Source organism: Streptococcus sp. 400_SSPC (genome assembly GCF_001072745.1).
GTDB lineage: Bacteria > Bacillota > Bacilli > Lactobacillales > Streptococcaceae > Streptococcus > Streptococcus xiaochunlingii.
The window spans coordinates 1-17,731 of sequence record NZ_JVIQ01000043.1 but is presented as its reverse complement, the minus strand read 5'-3'; the positions used below and the strand labels follow the sequence as shown (position 1 = coordinate 17,731).

Sequence of the window (17,731 nt, the reverse complement as noted above, 5' to 3'; positions counted from 1 at the left end):
GCTGGTAAAATTTGGTACAATCGTACAGGTGCTCACAGGAGATACTGTGACAGGAATAAGAAGGCTGGGACTGTTTTTCCCAGTACGGAGGTAACCATGACAGATTCACCGATTCAATATCGATTAATCAAAAAAGAAAAGCATACAGGAGCTCGTCTGGGAGAAATTATCACCCCCCACGGGACCTTCCCGACCCCAATGTTTATGCCTGTAGGGACTCAGGCAACCGTTAAGACTCAATCGCCAGAAGAACTCAAAGAAATGGGTTCAGGAATTATTTTGGCCAACACCTACCATCTCTGGCTTCGTCCGGGGGACGACTTGGTCGCAAAAGCAGGAGGACTGCACCAGTTCATGAACTGGGACCAGCCCATTTTGACAGATAGCGGAGGCTTCCAGGTCTATTCACTAGCGGATACCCGCAATATCACTGAAGAAGGGGTAACCTTTAAAAACCACCTCAATGGTTCGAAGATGTTCCTCTCCCCAGAAAAGGCCATCTCGATCCAAAATAATCTAGGGAGCGATATCATGATGTCCTTTGATGAATGTCCTCAGTTCTATCAGCCCTATGATTATGTGAAGAAATCAATCGAACGGACCAGTCGTTGGGCAGAACGTGGTCTGAAGGCTCATCGTCGCCCTCATGATCAAGGTCTTTTCGGGATTGTCCAAGGGGCTGGATTTGAAGACTTGCGTCGTCAGTCTGCTCAAGATTTGGTCAGCATGGACTTCCCAGGCTATTCTATCGGTGGGTTAGCTGTCGGGGAAAGCCATGAAGAGATGAATGCCGTGCTGGATTTCACAACTCCACTCTTACCAGAGAACAAGCCACGTTATCTCATGGGAGTAGGAGCTCCAGACAGTCTGATCGATGGTGTAATTCGTGGAGTGGACATGTTTGACTGTGTCTTGCCGACGCGGATTGCGCGAAACGGCACCTGTATGACTAGTCAAGGACGTCTGGTGGTGAAAAATGCGCAATTTGCAGAAGACTTTACACCGCTAGACCACGAGTGTGATTGCTACACTTGTAAGAATTACACCCGAGCTTATCTTCGCCACCTCCTCAAGGCAGATGAGACCTTCGGTATTCGCTTGACCAGCTACCACAACCTCTACTTCTTGATCAACCTCATGAAACAGGTCCGTCAAGCCATCATGGATGACAATCTCTTAGAATTCCGTGAGCATTTCGTCGAAAAATATGGCTATAACAAATCAGGACGGAATTTCTAGGAAACGCTAAATAGGAAGAAAAAAGACTACAGCCATCTGAGAATAATAGGAATAACTGCTAGACGCAGTGGTTGATTGGTATCTTTGTTCGCTTGTTAAGCTCCAAAGATAACCTAATCAACTGTGCGGGGGCGAGACGACGAACAAATTTGGAAATAAATTTGTTCTGTCTCGCTCCTTTTTTTCTATAATAATAGCAACTTTTTTAGCACGTTTTTTCTTTAGAAAACACTTTCATCAAAAAAACGAAAAAAATCTGCTCAAATTCCTTGCATTGGGGCTTTCATTGTGTTAAACTACTATGGTGCTGTGAAAAACAGCTATTAGCTTTGATGCAAGAGGTTGCGACACGCTCGGTTGCATTGCCACGCAATGCGCGTCGGTTTTCTTGTGGAGCTAGCCTATTATCTTAAATAGACGAAAAGGAGAAAAAGATGGCAAACAAAAAAATCCGCATCCGTTTGAAAGCGTACGAACACCGTACACTTGACACAGCGGCTGCAAAAATCGTAGAATCAGCTACTCGTACAGGTGCACAAGTTGCGGGTCCAATCCCACTTCCAACTGAGCGTAGCCTCTACACAATCATTCGTGCGACTCACAAATACAAAGATTCTCGCGAACAATTCGAAATGCGTACACACAAACGTTTGATCGATATCATCAACCCAACTCAAAAAACAGTTGACGCTTTGATGAAATTGGATCTTCCAAGTGGTGTAAACGTAGAAATCAAACTTTAATCTAAAGTTTGATACCTTGAGCATAAAAAACGCTCGTTAAAAACTTTTTGAATAAAAAACTATAGAAAAGGAACTATTTTCTCATGACAAAAGGAATCTTAGGGAAAAAAGTGGGAATGACTCAAATCTTCACTGAAGCTGGCGAATTGATCCCTGTAACAGTTATCGAAGCAACTCCAAACGTTGTTCTTCAAGTTAAAACTGTTGAAACAGATGGTTACAACGCTATCCAAGTTGGTTTCGATGACAAACGCGAAGTATTGAGCAACAAACCTGCTAAAGGACATGTAGCAAAAGCTAACACGGCTCCTAAGCGCTTCATTCGTGAATTCAAAAACGTTGAAGGCTTGGAAGTTGGTGCTGAAATCACAGTTGATACTTTCGAAGCTGGAGACATTGTTGATGTAACTGGTACTTCTAAAGGTAAAGGTTTCCAAGGTGTTATCAAACGCCACGGACAATCACGTGGACCTATGGCTCACGGTTCTCGTTACCACCGTCGTCCAGGTTCTATGGGACCTGTTGCACCTAACCGCGTATTCAAAGGTAAAAACCTTGCAGGACGCATGGGTGGCGATCGTGTAACTATTCAAAACCTTGAAGTTGTACAAGTTGTTCCAGAAAAGAACGTTATCCTTATCAAAGGTAACGTACCAGGTGCTAAGAAATCTCTTATCACTATCAAGTCAGCAGTTAAAGCTGGTAAATAATAAGGAAAGGGGAATACAGTCAAAATGGCAAATGTAACATTATTCGACCAAACTGGTAAACAAGCGGGCGAAGTTGTTCTTAACGATGCGATCTTTGGTATCGAACCAAACCAAGCAGTTGTATTTGATGTGATCATCAGCCAACGTGCTAGCCTTCGTCAAGGAACTCACGCAGTTAAAAACCGCTCAGCCGTTTCAGGTGGCGGACGCAAACCATGGCGTCAAAAAGGAACTGGACGTGCTCGTCAAGGTTCTATCCGCTCTCCACAATGGCGTGGTGGTGGAATCGTCTTCGGACCAACTCCACGTAGCTATGCGTACAAACTTCCTCAAAAAGTTCGTCGCCTTGCGCTTAAATCTGTTTACTCAGAAAAAGTTGCTGAAAACAAATTTGTAGCCGTTGATTCTCTTGAATTTACAGCTCCAAAAACTGCTGAATTTGCAAAAGTTCTTGCAGCTTTGAGCATCGATTCTAAAGTCCTTGTTATTCTTGAAGAAGGAAACGAATTCGCAGCTCTTTCAGCTCGTAACCTTCCAAACGTGAAAGTTGCGACTGCTACAACTGCAAGTGTTCTTGACATCGCAAATAGTGACAAACTTCTTGTTACTCAAGCAGCTATCTCTAAAATCGAGGAGGTTCTTGCATAATGAATTTGTATGATGTTATCAAAAAACCTGTTATCACTGAAAAGTCAATGGCTCAACTTGAAGCAGGCAAATATGTATTCGAAGTTGACACTCGCGCTCACAAACTTTTAATCAAACAAGCTGTTGAAGCTGCCTTTGAAGGTGTAAAAGTTGCGAATGTGAACACTGTAAACGTAAAACCAAAAGCTAAACGTGTTGGACGTTACACTGGTTTTACTTCAAAAACTAAAAAAGCTATCATCACGCTTACAGCTGATTCAAAAGCAATCGAGTTGTTCGCTACTGAAGCTGAATAATCTAAGGAGGAAATATCGTGGGAATTCGTGTTTATAAACCAACAACAAACGGTCGCCGTAATATGACTTCTTTGGATTTCGCTGAAATCACAACAAGCACACCAGAGAAATCTTTGCTTGTTTCATTGAAGAGCAAAGCAGGTCGTAACAACAACGGACGTATCACAGTTCGTCACCAAGGTGGTGGACACAAACGTCATTACCGTTTGATTGACTTCAAGCGTAACAAAGATAACGTTGAAGCAGTTGTAAAAACAATTGAGTACGATCCAAACCGTTCTGCAAACATCGCTCTTGTACACTACACTGACGGTGTGAAAGCATACATCATCGCTCCAAAAGGTCTTGAAGTAGGTCAACGTATTGTTTCAGGTCCAGAAGCAGATATCAAAGTAGGAAACGCTCTTCCGCTTGCTAACATCCCAGTTGGTACTTTGATCCACAACATCGAATTGAAACCAGGTCGTGGTGGAGAATTGGTGCGTGCTGCTGGAGCTTCTGCTCAAGTATTGGGTGCTGAAGGTAAATATGTTCTTGTTCGTCTTCAATCAGGCGAAGTTCGTATGATCCTTGGTACTTGCCGTGCTACAGTTGGTGTTGTCGGAAATGAACAACATGGACTTGTAAATCTTGGTAAAGCTGGTCGTAGCCGTTGGAAAGGTATCCGTCCAACAGTTCGTGGTTCTGTAATGAACCCGAATGATCACCCACACGGTGGTGGTGAAGGTAAAGCACCAGTTGGTCGTAAAGCACCATCTACTCCATGGGGCAAACCTGCTCTTGGTCTTAAAACTCGTAACAAGAAAGCGAAATCTGACAAACTTATCGTTCGTCGTCGCAACGAGAAATAATTTAGAACTAGTCGCTTAAGCGCTAGATGATCCGCCAGCTCGGTAGCGCTCATTGTGAGCGCAAGCCGCTGTGGTACTATATTTAAAGGAGAAAATAATAAAATGGGACGCAGTCTTAAAAAAGGACCTTTCGTCGATGAGCATTTGATGAAAAAAGTTGAAGCTCAAGCTAACGACGAAAAGAAAAAAGTTATCAAAACTTGGTCACGTCGTTCAACGATCTTCCCAAGTTTCATTGGTTACACTATCGCAGTTTATGATGGACGTAAACACGTACCTGTTTACATCCAAGAAGACATGGTAGGTCACAAGCTTGGTGAATTTGCACCAACTCGTACTTACAAAGGTCACGCTGCAGATGACAAGAAGACACGTAGAAAATAAGGAGAACATAAATGGCAGAAATTACTTCAGCTAAAGCAATGGCTCGTACAGTGCGTGTTTCACCTCGTAAATCACGTCTTGTTCTTGACAACATCCGTGGTAAAAGCGTAGCCGATGCAGTAGCAATCTTGAAATTCACTCCAAACAAAGCAGCTGAAATCATCTTGAAAGTGTTGAATTCAGCAGTAGCAAACGCTGAAAACAACTTTGGTTTGGAAAAAGCAAACTTGGTAGTATCTGAAGCATTCGCAAACGAAGGACCAACGATGAAACGTTTCCGTCCACGTGCGAAAGGTTCAGCTTCACCAATCAACAAACGCACAAGCCACATCACAGTGGTTGTGACAGAAAAATAAGGAGGTAACATCGTGGGTCAAAAAGTACATCCAATTGGAATGCGTGTCGGCATCATCCGTGATTGGGATGCCAAATGGTATGCTGAAAAAGAATACGCGGATTACCTTCATGAAGATCTTGCAATCCGCAAATTTATTCAAAAAGAATTAGCTGACGCAGCGGTTTCTACTATTGAAATCGAACGCGCAGTAAACAAAGTTAACGTTTCTCTTCACACTGCTAAACCAGGTATGGTTATCGGTAAAGGTGGAGCAAACGTCGATGCACTTCGTGCAGCTCTTAACAAATTGACAGGTAAACAAGTTCACATCAACATCATCGAGATCAAACGTCCTGACTTGGATGCTCACCTTGTTGGTGAAGGAATTGCTCGTCAATTGGAGCAACGTGTGGCTTTCCGTCGTGCTCAAAAACAAGCGATCCAACGTACTATGCGCGCTGGAGCTAAAGGAATCAAAACTCAAGTATCAGGTCGTTTGAACGGTGCAGATATTGCTCGTGCTGAAGGATACTCTGAAGGTACAGTTCCACTCCACACACTTCGCGCAGACATCGATTACGCTTGGGAAGAAGCAGATACAACTTACGGTAAACTTGGTGTTAAAGTATGGATCTACCGTGGTGAAGTTCTTCCAGCTCGTAAAGACGCTAAAGGAGGTAAATAACCAATGTTAGTACCTAAACGTGTAAAACACCGTCGCGAATTCCGTGGTAAAATGCGCGGTGAAGCAAAAGGTGGAAAAGAAGTATCATTCGGTGAATACGGTCTTCAGGCTACAACTAGCCACTGGATCACTAACCGCCAAATCGAAGCTGCTCGTATTGCCATGACTCGTTACATGAAACGTGGTGGTAAGGTTTGGATCAAAATCTTCCCACACAAATCATACACCGCTAAAGCTATCGGGGTACGTATGGGATCTGGTAAAGGGGCACCTGAAGGTTGGGTAGCACCAGTTAAACGTGGTAAAGTAATGTTTGAAGTTGCTGGTGTATCTGAAGAGATCGCTCGTGAAGCGCTTCGTCTTGCAAGCCACAAATTACCAGTTAAATGTAAATTCGTAAAACGTGAAGCAAAATAAGGAGAGGTCATGAAACTTACAGAAGTAAAAGAATTTGTTAAAGAACTTCGTGGTCTTTCTCAAGAAGAACTCGCGAAGCGTGAAAATGAATTGAAAAAAGAATTGTTTGAACTTCGTTTCCAAGCGGCTGCAGGTCAATTGGAGCAAACTGGACGTTTGAAAGAAGTGAAAAAACAAATCGCTCGTATCAAAACTGTTCAATCAGAAGCTAAATAATAGACTAGGGAAGGAGAATTTCAATGGAACGCAATAATCGTAAAGTTCTTGTTGGACGCGTTGTGTCTGACAAAATGGACAAAACAATCACAGTTGTAGTTGAAACTAAACGTAACCACCCAGTCTATGGTAAACGTATCAACTATTCTAAAAAATACAAAGCTCATGATGAAAACAACGTTGCCAAAGAAGGCGATATCGTTCGTATCATGGAAACTCGTCCGCTTTCAGCTACAAAACGCTTCCGTCTTGTAGAAGTTGTTGAAGAAGCGGTCATCATCTAATCTAACCTGAAAGGAGAAAACTGAAATGATTCAAACAGAAACTCGTTTGAAAGTCGCAGACAACAGTGGTGCTCGCGAAATCTTGACTATCAAAGTTCTTGGTGGTTCAGGACGTAAATTTGCAAACATCGGTGATGTTATTGTGGCATCTGTAAAACAAGCTACTCCTGGTGGTGCGGTTAAAAAAGGTGACGTTGTAAAAGCTGTTATCGTTCGTACTAAATCAGGTGCTCGTCGTAAAGATGGTTCATACATCAAATTCGACGAAAATGCTGCAGTGATCATCCGTGAAGACAAAACTCCTCGCGGAACTCGTATCTTTGGCCCAGTCGCTCGCGAATTGCGTGACGGTGGTTTCATGAAGATCGTATCACTTGCTCCAGAAGTACTTTAATTTTAAAAATCACAAACACAGTCCCCTGGCCCATTGGCCAGGGTGCCCATCGGGCGTAAGAATAAAAGGAGAATAAAATGTTTGTAAAAACTGGCGACAAAGTTCGTGTAATTGCTGGTAAAGACAAAGGTGTTGAAGCTAAAGTCGTTGCTGCTCTTCCAAAAGTAAATAAAGTTGTTGTTGAAGGTGTAAACCTTGTTAAAAAACACCAACGTCCAAATAACGAAAACCCTCAAGGTGCTATCATCGAAAAAGAAGCTCCAATCCATGTATCAAACGTTCAAGTCTTGGACAAGAACGGTGTTGCTGGACGTGTTGGCTACAAATTCGTAGACGGCAAAAAAGTTCGTTATAACAAAAAATCAGGCGAAGTGCTTGACTAATCACGAAGGAAAGGAGAAGTATAATGGCTAATCGTTTAAAAGAAAAATACCTTAATGAAGTAGTTCCAGCTTTGACTGAACAATTTAACTACTCATCAGTTATGGCAGTGCCAAAAGTTGATAAGATCGTTTTGAACATGGGTGTTGGAGATGCTGTTTCTAACGCTAAAAACCTTGAGAAAGCTGCTGAAGAATTGGCATTGATCTCAGGTCAAAAACCACTTATCACAAAAGCTAAAAAATCAATCGCCGGCTTCCGTCTTCGTGAAGGTGTAGCGATCGGTGCGAAAGTAACTCTTCGTGGCGAACGTATGTACGAATTCTTGGACAAATTGGTTTCAGTTTCACTTCCACGTGTTCGTGACTTCCATGGTGTTCCAACAAAATCATTTGACGGACGCGGAAACTACACACTTGGTGTGAAAGAACAATTGATCTTCCCAGAAATCAACTTTGATGATGTTGATAAAACTCGTGGTTTGGATATCGTAATCGTAACTACTGCGAACACAGACGAAGAATCACGTGCATTGCTTACTGGCCTTGGTATGCCGTTTGCAAAATAATATAGGAGGTAAAACTAATGGCTAAAAAATCTATGATTGCTAAGAACAAACGCCCAGCGAAGTTCTCTACTCAAGCATACACTCGCTGTGAACGTTGTGGACGTCCACACTCAGTTTACCGCAAGTTTAAACTTTGCCGTGTTTGCTTCCGTGAATTGGCATACAAAGGACAAATCCCTGGTGTCACTAAAGCATCTTGGTAATAGCATGATACAAAGAGCGTGACAACCTCAGCAAAAATAGAAGATTTGATGCAGGAGCGATGCTCCAAGACAAATCTATCTTTTTTGCCCAGGTTGTAGCTCGTGTTCAAATGAGAAATCCTCATTTGTATGTATCAAAACTTTCTGAGCCTAGCTCAATCATTAACTAGCAAGTGAAACATTCAAACTACTAGTAAGAGGAGAAATATAAAATGGTTATGACTGACCCAATCGCAGACTTCCTAACTCGTATTCGTAACGCTAACCAAGCAAAACACGAAGTACTTGAAGTACCTGCATCAAACATCAAAAAAGGGATTGCTGAAATCCTTAAACGCGAAGGTTTTGTAAAAAACGTTGAAGTAATCGAAGATGACAAACAAGGTATCATCCGCGTGTTCTTGAAATACGGAGCAAACGGTGAAAAAGTTATCACAAACTTGAAACGTGTTTCTAAACCAGGTTTGCGTGTTTACAAAAAACGTGAAGATCTTCCAAAAGTTCTTAATGGACTTGGAATTGCTATCCTTTCAACTTCTGAAGGTTTGCTTACTGATAAAGAAGCACGCCAAAAGAACGTTGGTGGGGAAGTTATCGCTTACGTTTGGTAATATTTAGCTCCCGATTTCGTTGTGGCTCTTTGTTATCGTCTCTTGCCTAACCCAAAGTTATGTCTGCGAGACGATGCCTCGATTCACTTAGAATTGAGACCTAAACATTAACTTTTAAATCAAAATGATTTAAACCCCGTGAAAACTGGCCTTCAAAGGCCTGACAATTTAACAGGAGGATAAAAACATGTCACGTATTGGTAATAAAGTTATCGTGTTGCCTGCTGGTGTTGAACTCACTAACAATGACAACGTTGTAACTGTAAAAGGACCTAAAGGAGAACTTACTCGTGAGTTCTCAAAAGATATTGAAATCCGTGTGGAAGGTACTGAAGTAACCCTTCACCGTCCAAACGATTCAAAAGAAATGAAAACTATCCACGGAACTACTCGTGCCCTTTTGAACAACATGGTAATTGGTGTCTCAGAAGGATTCAAGAAAGAACTTGAAATGCGCGGGGTTGGTTACCGTGCACAACTTCAAGGATCAAAACTTGTTTTGGCTGTTGGTAAATCACATCCAGACGAAGTTGAAGCTCCAGAAGGAATTACTTTTGAACTTCCAAACCCAACAACAATCGTTGTTAGCGGAATTTCAAAAGAAGTAGTTGGTCAAACAGCTGCTTACGTACGTAGCCTTCGTTCACCAGAACCTTACAAAGGTAAAGGGATCCGTTATGTTGGTGAATTCGTTCGCCGTAAAGAAGGTAAAACAGGTAAATAATGTAGTTTGGTTGTTTTTCAACCAATCTTCATCTTACCAACTCAGTGCTTAGCACATGATTTTAAAATTAAGAGGTGAAAATTGTGATTTCGAAACCAGATAAAAATAAAATCCGTCAAAAACGCCACCGTCGCGTTCGCGGAAAACTCTCTGGAACTGCTGATCGCCCACGTTTGAACGTATTCCGTTCTAATACAGGCATCTACGCTCAAGTAATTGATGACGTAGCGGGTGTAACGCTCGCAAGCGCTTCAACTCTTGACAAAGAAGTTTCAAAAGGAACTAAAACTGAACAAGCCGTTGTTGTCGGCAAACTTGTTGCTGAACGTGCAGTTGCTAAAGGTATTTCTGAAGTGGTGTTCGACCGCGGTGGATATCTATATCACGGACGTGTTAAAGCTTTGGCTGATGCAGCTCGTGAAAACGGATTGAAATTCTAATAGGAGGACACTAGAAAATGGCATTTAAAGACAATGCAGTTGAACTTGAAGAACGCGTAGTTGCCATCAACCGTGTTACAAAAGTTGTTAAAGGTGGACGTCGTCTTCGCTTTGCAGCTCTTGTAGTTGTTGGTGACCGTAACGGACGTGTTGGTTTTGGTACAGGTAAAGCTCAAGAAGTACCAGAAGCAATCCGTAAAGCAGTAGAAGATGCTAAGAAAAACTTGATTGAAGTTCCTATGGTTGGAACAACAATTCCTCATGAAGTAACATCAGTATTTGGTGGAGCTCGTGTATTGTTGAAACCAGCTATCGAAGGGGCTGGGGTTGCTGCAGGTGGTGCAGTTCGTGCCGTTGTTGAATTGGCAGGTATTGCAGATGTAACATCTAAATCACTTGGATCAAACACTCCAATCAACATTGTTCGTGCAACAGTGGAAGGTTTAGCTCAATTGAAACGCGCTGAAGAAGTTGCTGCCCTTCGTGGTATTTCAGTTTCTGACTTGGCTTAAGAAAGGAGATTCAAATGGCTCAAATTAAAATTACTTTGACTAAGTCTCCAATCGGACGCATCCCGTCACAACGTAAAACTGTTGTAGCACTTGGACTTGGCAAATTGAACAGCTCTGTTATTAAAGAAGATAACCCAGCAGTACGTGGTATGATCACTGCAGTATCTCACTTGGTAACAGTTGAAGAAGTAAAATAATCTATTAAAAAATAGAAACAAGGTTTTCAGGGGTATGAGAAATTTCTCATCCCCTAAAACTAAATATAAGTATAGGCGAGTTTGTAGTCGGGACACCTTTTCCTGATTACAAGCGTTAGCAATTTACAAAAGAGGAGAAAATAATAATGAAACTTCATGAATTACAACCTGCTGCAGGTTCACGTAAAGTCCGCAACCGTGTTGGTCGTGGTACTTCATCTGGTAATGGTAAAACTTCTGGCCGTGGTCAAAAAGGTCAAAAAGCTCGTAGCGGTGGCGGTGTACGTCTTGGTTTTGAAGGTGGACAAACTCCATTGTTCCGTCGTCTTCCAAAACGTGGATTTACAAACATCAATGCTAAAGAATATGCTATTGTGAACCTTGATCAGTTGAACGTCTTCGAAGATGGTGCTGAAGTAACACCAGTAGTACTTGTGGAAGCAGGTATTGTAAAAGCTGAAAAATCAGGAATTAAAATTCTTGGTAACGGAGAATTGACTAAGAAATTGTCTGTTAAGGCAGCTAAATTCTCTAAATCAGCTGAAGAAGCTATCACTGCTAAAGGTGGTTCAGTAGAAGTCATCTAAGAGGGGTGACCTATGTTCTTTAAATTATTAAAAGATGCATTTAAGGTTAAACAAGTAAGATCAAAAATTTTATTTACTATTTTTATCATACTTGTCTTCCGAATCGGGACCACGATCACGGTTCCTGGTGTGAATGCGAAAATCCTTAACAACTTACAAGATGTTTCCTTCTTGAATATGATGAGCTTGGTGTCAGGGAATGCCATGAGAAACTTCTCTGTCTTCGCCCTCGGGGTGAGTCCTTACATCACGGCTTCCATCGTAGTTCAGCTCCTTCAAATGGATTTGCTTCCGAAATTTGTTGAGTGGGGGAAACAAGGAGAAGTTGGGCGGAGAAAGTTGAATCAGGCAACACGCTATATTGCCTTGGTTCTAGCTTTCGTTCAATCCATTGGAATTACAGCTACTTTCCATACTTTGTCACAAGCTAAATTGGTATCCACACCGAACGTTGAAACCTACATCTTGATTGGTGCGATTTTAACGACGGGTTCAATGATTGTCACTTGGCTTGGAGAACAAATTTCCGATAAAGGATACGGGAATGGTGTTTCTATGATTATCTTTGCGGGGATTGTTTCTTCAATTCCAGAGATGATCAAAGGTGTTTACGAAGATTCATTTGTTAACGTTCGTCATGGACAATTGACTAATTCACTAATTTTCATAGGTGTGTTAATCTTAGCGGTATTAGTGATTGTTTACTTCACAACCTTTGTGGAACAAGCACAGTATAAAATTCCAATTCAATACACAAAAATTGCACAAGGAGCACCATCTAGCTCATATCTTCCATTGAAGGTGAACCCAGCTGGAGTTATTCCTGTCATCTTTGCTAGTTCGATCACAGCTGCACCGGCAGCAATTTTCCAGGTCATTAGTGCCATGGGTTACAATGCTGGATGGGTTCGAACAGCACAATCTATGTTAGCGACCAATACACCAACAGGTGTAGCAATGTATGCTTTGCTAATCATCTTGTTTACTTTCTTCTACACATTTGTACAGATTAACCCAGAAAAAACTGCGGAAAATCTACAAAAGAGTGGTGCCTACATTCCAGGTGTACGTCCGGGTAAGGGAACGGAAGACTACATGTCACGTCTTCTTAGACGGTTGGCTACGGTTGGTTCTCTCTTCCTTGGATTCATCACCATTATTCCAATCCTTGCTCGGGATGTCTTTGGTTTGACAGATACAGTTGCTCTTGGAGGAACTAGTCTCTTGATTATCATCTCAACTGGTATTGAAGGAATGAAACAATTAGAAGGTTACTTATTGAAACGCAAATACATTGGTTTCATGGATACAACAGAATAGAATTAGGTTGACATTGTCAACCTTCTATTTTGTTTTTGAATAAGTTTGTTAGATCGTAACAGACTTATTTAAAAACAAAATAAGGAGCAAATGATTATGAATCTATTAATCATGGGATTGCCTGGAGCAGGTAAGGGGACACAAGCGGCTAAGATTGTAGAACAATTTCAAGTTGCACATATCTCAACTGGGGATATGTTCCGTGCTGCAATGGCCAATCAAACCGAAATGGGTGTGTTGGCAAAATCATTCATCGATAAAGGTGAATTGGTGCCAGATGATGTGACAAACGGGATTGTAAAAGAACGTTTGGCTCAAGACGATATTAAAGAAAAAGGATTCCTCTTAGATGGTTTCCCTCGCACGATTGAACAAGCACATGCTTTGGATCAAATCTTGGTCGACCTTGGTCTTGAACTTGAGGGAGTGATCAACATCGAAGTAGATCCATCTTGCCTTCTTGAACGCTTGAGTGGACGTATCATTCACCGTGAAACAGGTGAAACCTACCATAAGGTATTCAATCCACCAGCTGATTACAAGGAAGAAGACTATTACCAACGTGAGGACGATAAGCCAGAAACGGTTAAACGTCGCTTGGATGTGAATATTGCTCAAGGTGAGCCGATTCTTGCTCATTATCGTGCAAAAGGGTTAGTCCATGATATCGAAGGAAATCAAGACATTAACGACGTCTTTAAAGATATCCAAAAAGTCTTGGAGAATTTGAAATAAAAACGTTTTAGTCACTTGCAATAATTGATAACAAGTGATACAATGAATTAGTCTGACTTATAATTGTTACCTCTGTGCTCAGAGGAATGAATCGAAATTTATGGAGGTACTTTTGCGTGGCAAAAGACGATGTGATTGAAGTAGAAGGCAAAGTAGTCGATACGATGCCGAATGCTATGTTTACGGTTGAACTTGAAAATGGACATCAGATTTTAGCAACAGTTTCTGGTAAAATTCGTAAAAACTATATTCGTATTTTAGCGGGAGATCGTGTTACAGTGGAGATGAGTCCGTACGATTTGACACGTGGACGTATCACATACCGCTTTAAATAATCGAAAAACTTGGAGGGATAAAAATGAAAGTAAGACCATCGGTCAAACCAATTTGCGAATACTGTAAAGTAATTCGTCGTAATGGTCGTGTTATGGTAATTTGCCCAGCAAATCCAAAACACAAACAACGTCAAGGATAAGATAGAAAGGAGAAAACATGGCTCGTATTGCTGGAGTTGACATTCCAAATGACAAACGTGTAGTAATTTCATTGACTTATGTATACGGTATCGGACTTCCAACATCTAAGAAAATTCTTGCTGCTGCAGGCGTTTCTGAAGATATTCGTGTTCGCGACCTTACACCAGATCAAGAAGATGCTATCCGTCGTGAAGTTGACGCAATTAAAGTAGAAGGTGACCTTCGTCGTGAAGTGAACTTGAACATTAAACGTTTGATGGAAATCGGTTCATACCGTGGTATCCGTCACCGTCGTGGACTTCCTGTTCGTGGACAAAACACTAAAAACAATGCTCGCACTCGTAAAGGTAAAGCTGTTGCGATTGCTGGTAAGAAAAAATAAGAAAATAAAATAAGGAGGTAAAAATCTTGGCTAAACCAACACGTAAACGTCGTGTGAAAAAGAATATCGAATCAGGTATTGCTCATATTCACGCAACATTTAATAACACAATTGTTATGATTACTGATGTGCATGGTAACGCAATTGCATGGTCATCTGCAGGTGCTCTTGGTTTCAAAGGTTCTCGTAAATCTACACCATTTGCTGCACAAATGGCTTCAGAAGCTGCTGCAAAATCAGCTCAAGAACATGGTCTTAAATCAGTAGAAGTTACTGTTAAAGGTCCTGGTTCTGGTCGTGAGTCTGCTATTCGTGCTCTTGCTGCTGCTGGTCTTGAAGTTACTGCAATCCGCGATGTGACTCCTGTGCCACACAATGGTGCTCGTCCTCCAAAACGTCGCCGTGTATAATCATCAACAATTACACAGCTTTTCGTTTCAGAGGGAGTATAGCAAATGATTGAGTTTGAAAAACCAAATATAACAAAAATTGATGAAAATAAAGATTACGGTGTATTTGTAGTAGAACCACTTGAACGTGGTTATGGTACAACACTAGGGAACTCTCTTCGTCGCGTATTATTAGCTTCACTTCCAGGTGCTGCTGTTACTTCAATTAATATTGAAGGTGTATTGCACGAATTTGATACAGTTCCAGGTGTCCGTGAAGACGTTATGCAAATCATTCTTAACGTTAAAGGAATCGCTGTAAAATCTTACGTCCAAGACGAAAAGATTATTGAACTTGATGTAGAAGGTCCTGCAGAAGTAACTGCTGGAGATATTCTTACAGATAGTGATATTGAAATTGTAAACCCTGATCATTATCTTTTCACCATCGGTGAAGGATCAAGCTTCAAAGCGACTTTGACTGTAAACAGCGGTCGTGGTTATGTTCCAGCTGATCAAAATAAAAAAGATGATGCACCAGTAGGTACACTTGCTGTAGATTCAATCTATACGCCAGTGACAAAAGTTAATTACCAAGTTGAACCAGCTCGCGTTGGTAGCAACGATGGTTTTGACAAACTAACCCTTGAAATCTTAACAAATGGAACAATTATTCCAGAAGATGCTTTAGGTTTATCTGCTCGTATTTTGACAGAACACCTTAACCTCTTTACGAACTTAACAGAAATCGCGATTGCGACAGATGTTATGAAGGAAGTAGATACAGCATCAGATGATCGAGTACTAGAACGTACCATCGAAGAATTGGATCTTTCTGTTCGTTCATATAACTGTTTGAAACGTGCCGGTATCAATACTGTGTATGATTTGACAGAAAAATCTGAACCAGAAATGATGAAGGTTCGTAACCTTGGACGTAAGAGTCTCGAAGAAGTTAAAGTTAAGCTTGCCGATTTAGGCCTTGGGCTAAAAAACGATAAATAGAGGAGGAATACATGGCTTACCGTAAACTAGGACGCACTAGCTCACAACGTAAAGCAATGCTTCGTGATTTGACTACAGATCTTATCATCAATGAAGCAATCGTAACAACTGAAGCACGTGCAAAAGAAATCCGTAAATCAGTTGAAAAAATGATTACTTTAGGTAAACGTGGTGACTTGCATGCACGTCGTCAAGCAGCTGCTTACGTACGTAACGAAGTTGCATCACAAAACTTTGATGAAGAAACTGGTAAATATTCAGAAACAACTGCACTTCAAAAATTGTTCTCTGAACTTGCACCACGTTATGCTGAGCGCAATGGTGGATATACTCGTATCCTTAAAACTGAACCACGCCGTGGGGATGCTGCGCCAATGGCAATTATCGAATTAGTATAAAATCATCAATTTTGTTGAGTGTTATGATGTTGGAAGGACTGAACGGTTCTTCTTAGTCTAGCTCTGGTCTGCCGCTAGGATTTATCCTAGCGGTAACACTCATCATATTGAGGTAAATGGTAGACGCTTGTTTACGAAATTGCTTTAATTTAAAACAATTTCGTAAGCAGGCGTTTTTTGATATAATAGAAGAGTTATGACAGTAAAAGAAAAATCACAAGCACTCGCCCAGCAATTATTGGCAAAGCGTTATCTTGCCTCGCTAAAAGATAATCCAGAGCAGTACATTGGGGTTGAACTCGAATTTCCAATCGTAAATACAATGGGGAATAAAACGGATGTACTGGTTACAAAGGCTCTTTTTAAGCATCTGCAAGAAGTTGAAGAGTTTATTGCGATTAAACAAGATGAAGATGGGAACCCAGTCCAGTTACAACATAAAATAAACAAAGATCAAATTGTATTTGAGTTATCTTACAATACCATTGAATTTGCTTTTGAAAAGACTAAAACCATCCAAGAAGTCGAAAGCCGGTTTCAACACTATTTAGGGATCATTCAGCCATTCTTAAGAGAGAGACAGCATCAAATAGAAGGAAAAGGCATTCATCCTTATTGGAGAATAAATGAAAATCAACCTGTAAAAATTGATCGTTATAAAATGCTGATTCAATTCTTGCAACTGTCTGGACAATATCCTAACCATCGATTCCATCATTATCCAGACTATGGAACCTTTATTTGTGGCAATCAAGTACAATTGGATGTTTCAAGAATGAATTATTTGGAAATAATTAATGCAATGAATAAGGTGGAGCCAGCAAAAGCATATCTGTTTGCTAATTCCGTTTTTGATGGAGAAGACTGGGATACGAAGATCTCAAGAGATATTTTCTGGGAAGATTCCATGCATGGCTATTATCAGGAAAATGTTGGTGTAAATCCTAAGGCGTTTATAAATGAACAGGATTTTCTAGAATATTTAGCGAAGACAGCCTTGTTTTATGTTTATCGTGAGAATGAAATCTTATATTTCGAACCTATTAGAGTAGAGGATTATCTCGCAAAAGAAAAAATAGTAGCCTATCGCTTAGATAGAACTAGACAAGAAATAAAACCGCAAGAAGAGGACCTAAAGAATCATAGAAGCTACCATTTTCAAGATTTAACAACAAGAGGAACCATCGAATATAGAAGTGTTTGTACTCAACCATTAAATAAAACATTTGCACCAATTGCATTTCATGTCGGATTGCATCATAATATCAAAGAATTAGACGAGTATTTAGCTCAAAATATAGTTTTTGATTTTAGTAAAGAAAATCCGAAAGAATTAAGAAGGCAATATTCGAAAAAACAGTTAACTGAAAGTGAATTAGTGAAAATTAAACAATATTCGCTAGATCTGTTAAAAATCTCAAAAAGAGGATTGATTGATCGAGGAAACCGAGAAGAGGTTTATCTCGAAGAAATCATAAAAGAACTTGGGAAGTGCTGATTTAACAGCATTTCCTTTTTTCAAATTAAAAAAACAATAAAAAATTTAAAAAAATAGAAAAAAGATATTGACAAGGACATATGGACGTGATATACTAATAT

Annotated in this window: 31 protein-coding genes; all 31 read left to right on the top strand. The window is 40.7% G+C overall.

Translation table 11 applies throughout. The annotated features are described in order from the left end of the window. Positions 1 to 96 precede the first annotated feature (96 nt). The 31 genes from tgt to ADH49_RS05470 all read left to right on the top strand — a co-directional run bounded on the left by tgt (position 97) and on the right by ADH49_RS05470 (position 17,630). Positions 97 to 1,239 (top strand): tRNA guanosine(34) transglycosylase Tgt, encoded by a 1,143-nt coding sequence (gene tgt, locus ADH49_RS05615; RefSeq protein ID WP_006597058.1) that lies wholly within the window; start codon positions 97 to 99, stop codon positions 1,237 to 1,239. Positions 1,240 to 1,673: 434 nt separating this feature from the next. After that, positions 1,674 to 1,982 carry a 30S ribosomal protein S10 gene (gene rpsJ, locus ADH49_RS05610; RefSeq protein ID WP_003009585.1) on the top strand — a complete coding sequence of 103 codons (309 nt, stop codon included), beginning with the start codon at positions 1,674 to 1,676 and terminating at the stop codon, positions 1,980 to 1,982. Positions 1,983 to 2,065: 83 nt separating this feature from the next. Then, the gene (gene rplC, locus ADH49_RS05605) at positions 2,066 to 2,692 is read left to right on the top strand and encodes a 50S ribosomal protein L3 (RefSeq protein WP_003010846.1); all 627 of its coding nucleotides are present in this window, start codon (positions 2,066 to 2,068) and stop codon (positions 2,690 to 2,692) included. 24 nt (positions 2,693 to 2,716) lie between these two features. Next, the gene (gene rplD / locus ADH49_RS05600) at positions 2,717 to 3,340 is read left to right on the top strand and encodes a 50S ribosomal protein L4 (protein ID WP_003009591.1); all 624 of its coding nucleotides are present in this window, start codon (positions 2,717 to 2,719) and stop codon (positions 3,338 to 3,340) included. Next, on the top strand, positions 3,340 to 3,636 hold the full coding sequence (locus ADH49_RS05595; RefSeq protein ID WP_006595190.1) for a 50S ribosomal protein L23: 297 nt from the start codon (positions 3,340 to 3,342) through the stop codon (positions 3,634 to 3,636). The genes rplD and ADH49_RS05595 overlap by 1 nt, the downstream gene beginning before the upstream one ends. 17 nt (positions 3,637 to 3,653) lie before the next feature. Next, on the top strand, positions 3,654 to 4,487 hold the full coding sequence (rplB, locus tag ADH49_RS05590) for a 50S ribosomal protein L2 (protein WP_048690562.1): 834 nt from the start codon (positions 3,654 to 3,656) through the stop codon (positions 4,485 to 4,487). 102 nt (positions 4,488 to 4,589) lie between these two features. Further along, entirely contained in the window at positions 4,590 to 4,871 is a 282-nt protein-coding gene (rpsS, locus tag ADH49_RS05585; protein ID WP_000533766.1) for a 30S ribosomal protein S19, read from the top strand. A gap of 11 nt (positions 4,872 to 4,882) precedes the next feature. Continuing rightward, positions 4,883 to 5,227 carry a 50S ribosomal protein L22 gene (gene rplV, locus ADH49_RS05580; RefSeq protein ID WP_006595188.1) on the top strand — a complete coding sequence of 115 codons (345 nt, stop codon included), beginning with the start codon at positions 4,883 to 4,885 and terminating at the stop codon, positions 5,225 to 5,227. 12 nt (positions 5,228 to 5,239) lie between these two features. Further along, a complete protein-coding gene (rpsC, locus tag ADH49_RS05575; protein ID WP_006595187.1) occupies positions 5,240 to 5,893 on the top strand; it encodes a 30S ribosomal protein S3 in 654 nt (217 codons plus the stop codon). A gap of 3 nt (positions 5,894 to 5,896) precedes the next feature. Beyond that, entirely contained in the window at positions 5,897 to 6,310 is a 414-nt protein-coding gene (rplP, locus tag ADH49_RS05570; RefSeq protein ID WP_023024998.1) for a 50S ribosomal protein L16, read from the top strand. A gap of 9 nt (positions 6,311 to 6,319) precedes the next feature. Further along, positions 6,320 to 6,526 carry a 50S ribosomal protein L29 gene (rpmC, locus tag ADH49_RS05565; RefSeq protein ID WP_003002350.1) on the top strand — a complete coding sequence of 69 codons (207 nt, stop codon included), beginning with the start codon at positions 6,320 to 6,322 and terminating at the stop codon, positions 6,524 to 6,526. A gap of 23 nt (positions 6,527 to 6,549) precedes the next feature. Then, positions 6,550 to 6,810: a 30S ribosomal protein S17 gene (rpsQ, locus tag ADH49_RS05560; RefSeq protein ID WP_000440801.1), complete on the top strand. Its 261-nt coding sequence runs from the start codon at positions 6,550 to 6,552 to the stop codon at positions 6,808 to 6,810. Positions 6,811 to 6,835: 25 nt separating this feature from the next. Next, on the top strand, positions 6,836 to 7,204 hold the full coding sequence (gene rplN / locus ADH49_RS05555) for a 50S ribosomal protein L14 (RefSeq protein WP_002894494.1): 369 nt from the start codon (positions 6,836 to 6,838) through the stop codon (positions 7,202 to 7,204). A gap of 77 nt (positions 7,205 to 7,281) precedes the next feature. Further along, positions 7,282 to 7,587: a 50S ribosomal protein L24 gene (rplX, locus tag ADH49_RS05550; RefSeq protein WP_006595185.1), complete on the top strand. Its 306-nt coding sequence runs from the start codon at positions 7,282 to 7,284 to the stop codon at positions 7,585 to 7,587. A gap of 23 nt (positions 7,588 to 7,610) precedes the next feature. Further along, positions 7,611 to 8,153: a 50S ribosomal protein L5 gene (gene rplE, locus ADH49_RS05545; RefSeq protein WP_006595184.1), complete on the top strand. Its 543-nt coding sequence runs from the start codon at positions 7,611 to 7,613 to the stop codon at positions 8,151 to 8,153. Between the two features lie 17 nt (positions 8,154 to 8,170). After that, positions 8,171 to 8,356, top strand: a complete 186-nt coding sequence (locus ADH49_RS05540; protein ID WP_001085699.1) for a type Z 30S ribosomal protein S14 — start codon at positions 8,171 to 8,173, stop codon at positions 8,354 to 8,356. A gap of 212 nt (positions 8,357 to 8,568) precedes the next feature. Next, complete coding sequence (rpsH, locus tag ADH49_RS05535) at positions 8,569 to 8,967, top strand: 30S ribosomal protein S8 (RefSeq protein WP_006595183.1); 399 nt, start codon at positions 8,569 to 8,571, stop codon at positions 8,965 to 8,967. 187 nt (positions 8,968 to 9,154) lie between these two features. After that, entirely contained in the window at positions 9,155 to 9,691 is a 537-nt protein-coding gene (gene rplF, locus ADH49_RS05530) for a 50S ribosomal protein L6 (RefSeq protein ID WP_004269753.1), read from the top strand. 83 nt (positions 9,692 to 9,774) lie between these two features. Beyond that, positions 9,775 to 10,131 carry a 50S ribosomal protein L18 gene (rplR, locus tag ADH49_RS05525; protein WP_003010871.1) on the top strand — a complete coding sequence of 119 codons (357 nt, stop codon included), beginning with the start codon at positions 9,775 to 9,777 and terminating at the stop codon, positions 10,129 to 10,131. A 17-nt stretch (positions 10,132 to 10,148) separates the two neighbouring features. Continuing rightward, entirely contained in the window at positions 10,149 to 10,643 is a 495-nt protein-coding gene (gene rpsE, locus ADH49_RS05520; protein ID WP_006595182.1) for a 30S ribosomal protein S5, read from the top strand. A 14-nt stretch (positions 10,644 to 10,657) separates the two neighbouring features. Then, entirely contained in the window at positions 10,658 to 10,840 is a 183-nt protein-coding gene (gene rpmD, locus ADH49_RS05515) for a 50S ribosomal protein L30 (protein ID WP_002894509.1), read from the top strand. A 146-nt stretch (positions 10,841 to 10,986) separates the two neighbouring features. Continuing rightward, positions 10,987 to 11,427 (top strand): 50S ribosomal protein L15, encoded by a 441-nt coding sequence (rplO, locus tag ADH49_RS05510; protein ID WP_006595181.1) that lies wholly within the window; start codon positions 10,987 to 10,989, stop codon positions 11,425 to 11,427. A gap of 12 nt (positions 11,428 to 11,439) precedes the next feature. Then, positions 11,440 to 12,747 (top strand): preprotein translocase subunit SecY, encoded by a 1,308-nt coding sequence (gene secY, locus ADH49_RS05505; protein ID WP_048690557.1) that lies wholly within the window; start codon positions 11,440 to 11,442, stop codon positions 12,745 to 12,747. Positions 12,748 to 12,843: 96 nt separating this feature from the next. Then, complete coding sequence (locus ADH49_RS05500; protein WP_006597039.1) at positions 12,844 to 13,482, top strand: adenylate kinase; 639 nt, start codon at positions 12,844 to 12,846, stop codon at positions 13,480 to 13,482. Positions 13,483 to 13,598: 116 nt separating this feature from the next. Next, the gene (infA, locus tag ADH49_RS05495; RefSeq protein ID WP_001029883.1) at positions 13,599 to 13,817 is read left to right on the top strand and encodes a translation initiation factor IF-1; all 219 of its coding nucleotides are present in this window, start codon (positions 13,599 to 13,601) and stop codon (positions 13,815 to 13,817) included. Between the two features lie 23 nt (positions 13,818 to 13,840). Beyond that, positions 13,841 to 13,957, top strand: coding sequence for a 50S ribosomal protein L36 (rpmJ, locus tag ADH49_RS09760; RefSeq protein ID WP_001808836.1), 117 nt, complete (start codon positions 13,841 to 13,843; stop codon positions 13,955 to 13,957). Positions 13,958 to 13,974: 17 nt separating this feature from the next. Continuing rightward, entirely contained in the window at positions 13,975 to 14,340 is a 366-nt protein-coding gene (gene rpsM, locus ADH49_RS05490; protein ID WP_003009631.1) for a 30S ribosomal protein S13, read from the top strand. Positions 14,341 to 14,366: 26 nt separating this feature from the next. Continuing rightward, on the top strand, positions 14,367 to 14,750 hold the full coding sequence (gene rpsK, locus ADH49_RS05485; RefSeq protein WP_001118385.1) for a 30S ribosomal protein S11: 384 nt from the start codon (positions 14,367 to 14,369) through the stop codon (positions 14,748 to 14,750). Between the two features lie 45 nt (positions 14,751 to 14,795). Further along, positions 14,796 to 15,734 (top strand): DNA-directed RNA polymerase subunit alpha, encoded by a 939-nt coding sequence (locus ADH49_RS05480; RefSeq protein ID WP_006595177.1) that lies wholly within the window; start codon positions 14,796 to 14,798, stop codon positions 15,732 to 15,734. 11 nt (positions 15,735 to 15,745) lie between these two features. Continuing rightward, entirely contained in the window at positions 15,746 to 16,132 is a 387-nt protein-coding gene (gene rplQ / locus ADH49_RS05475; protein ID WP_006595176.1) for a 50S ribosomal protein L17, read from the top strand. A gap of 196 nt (positions 16,133 to 16,328) precedes the next feature. Then, positions 16,329 to 17,630, top strand: coding sequence for a gamma-glutamylcysteine synthetase (locus ADH49_RS05470; RefSeq protein WP_048690553.1), 1,302 nt, complete (start codon positions 16,329 to 16,331; stop codon positions 17,628 to 17,630). Positions 17,631 to 17,731: the final 101 nt, after the last annotated feature.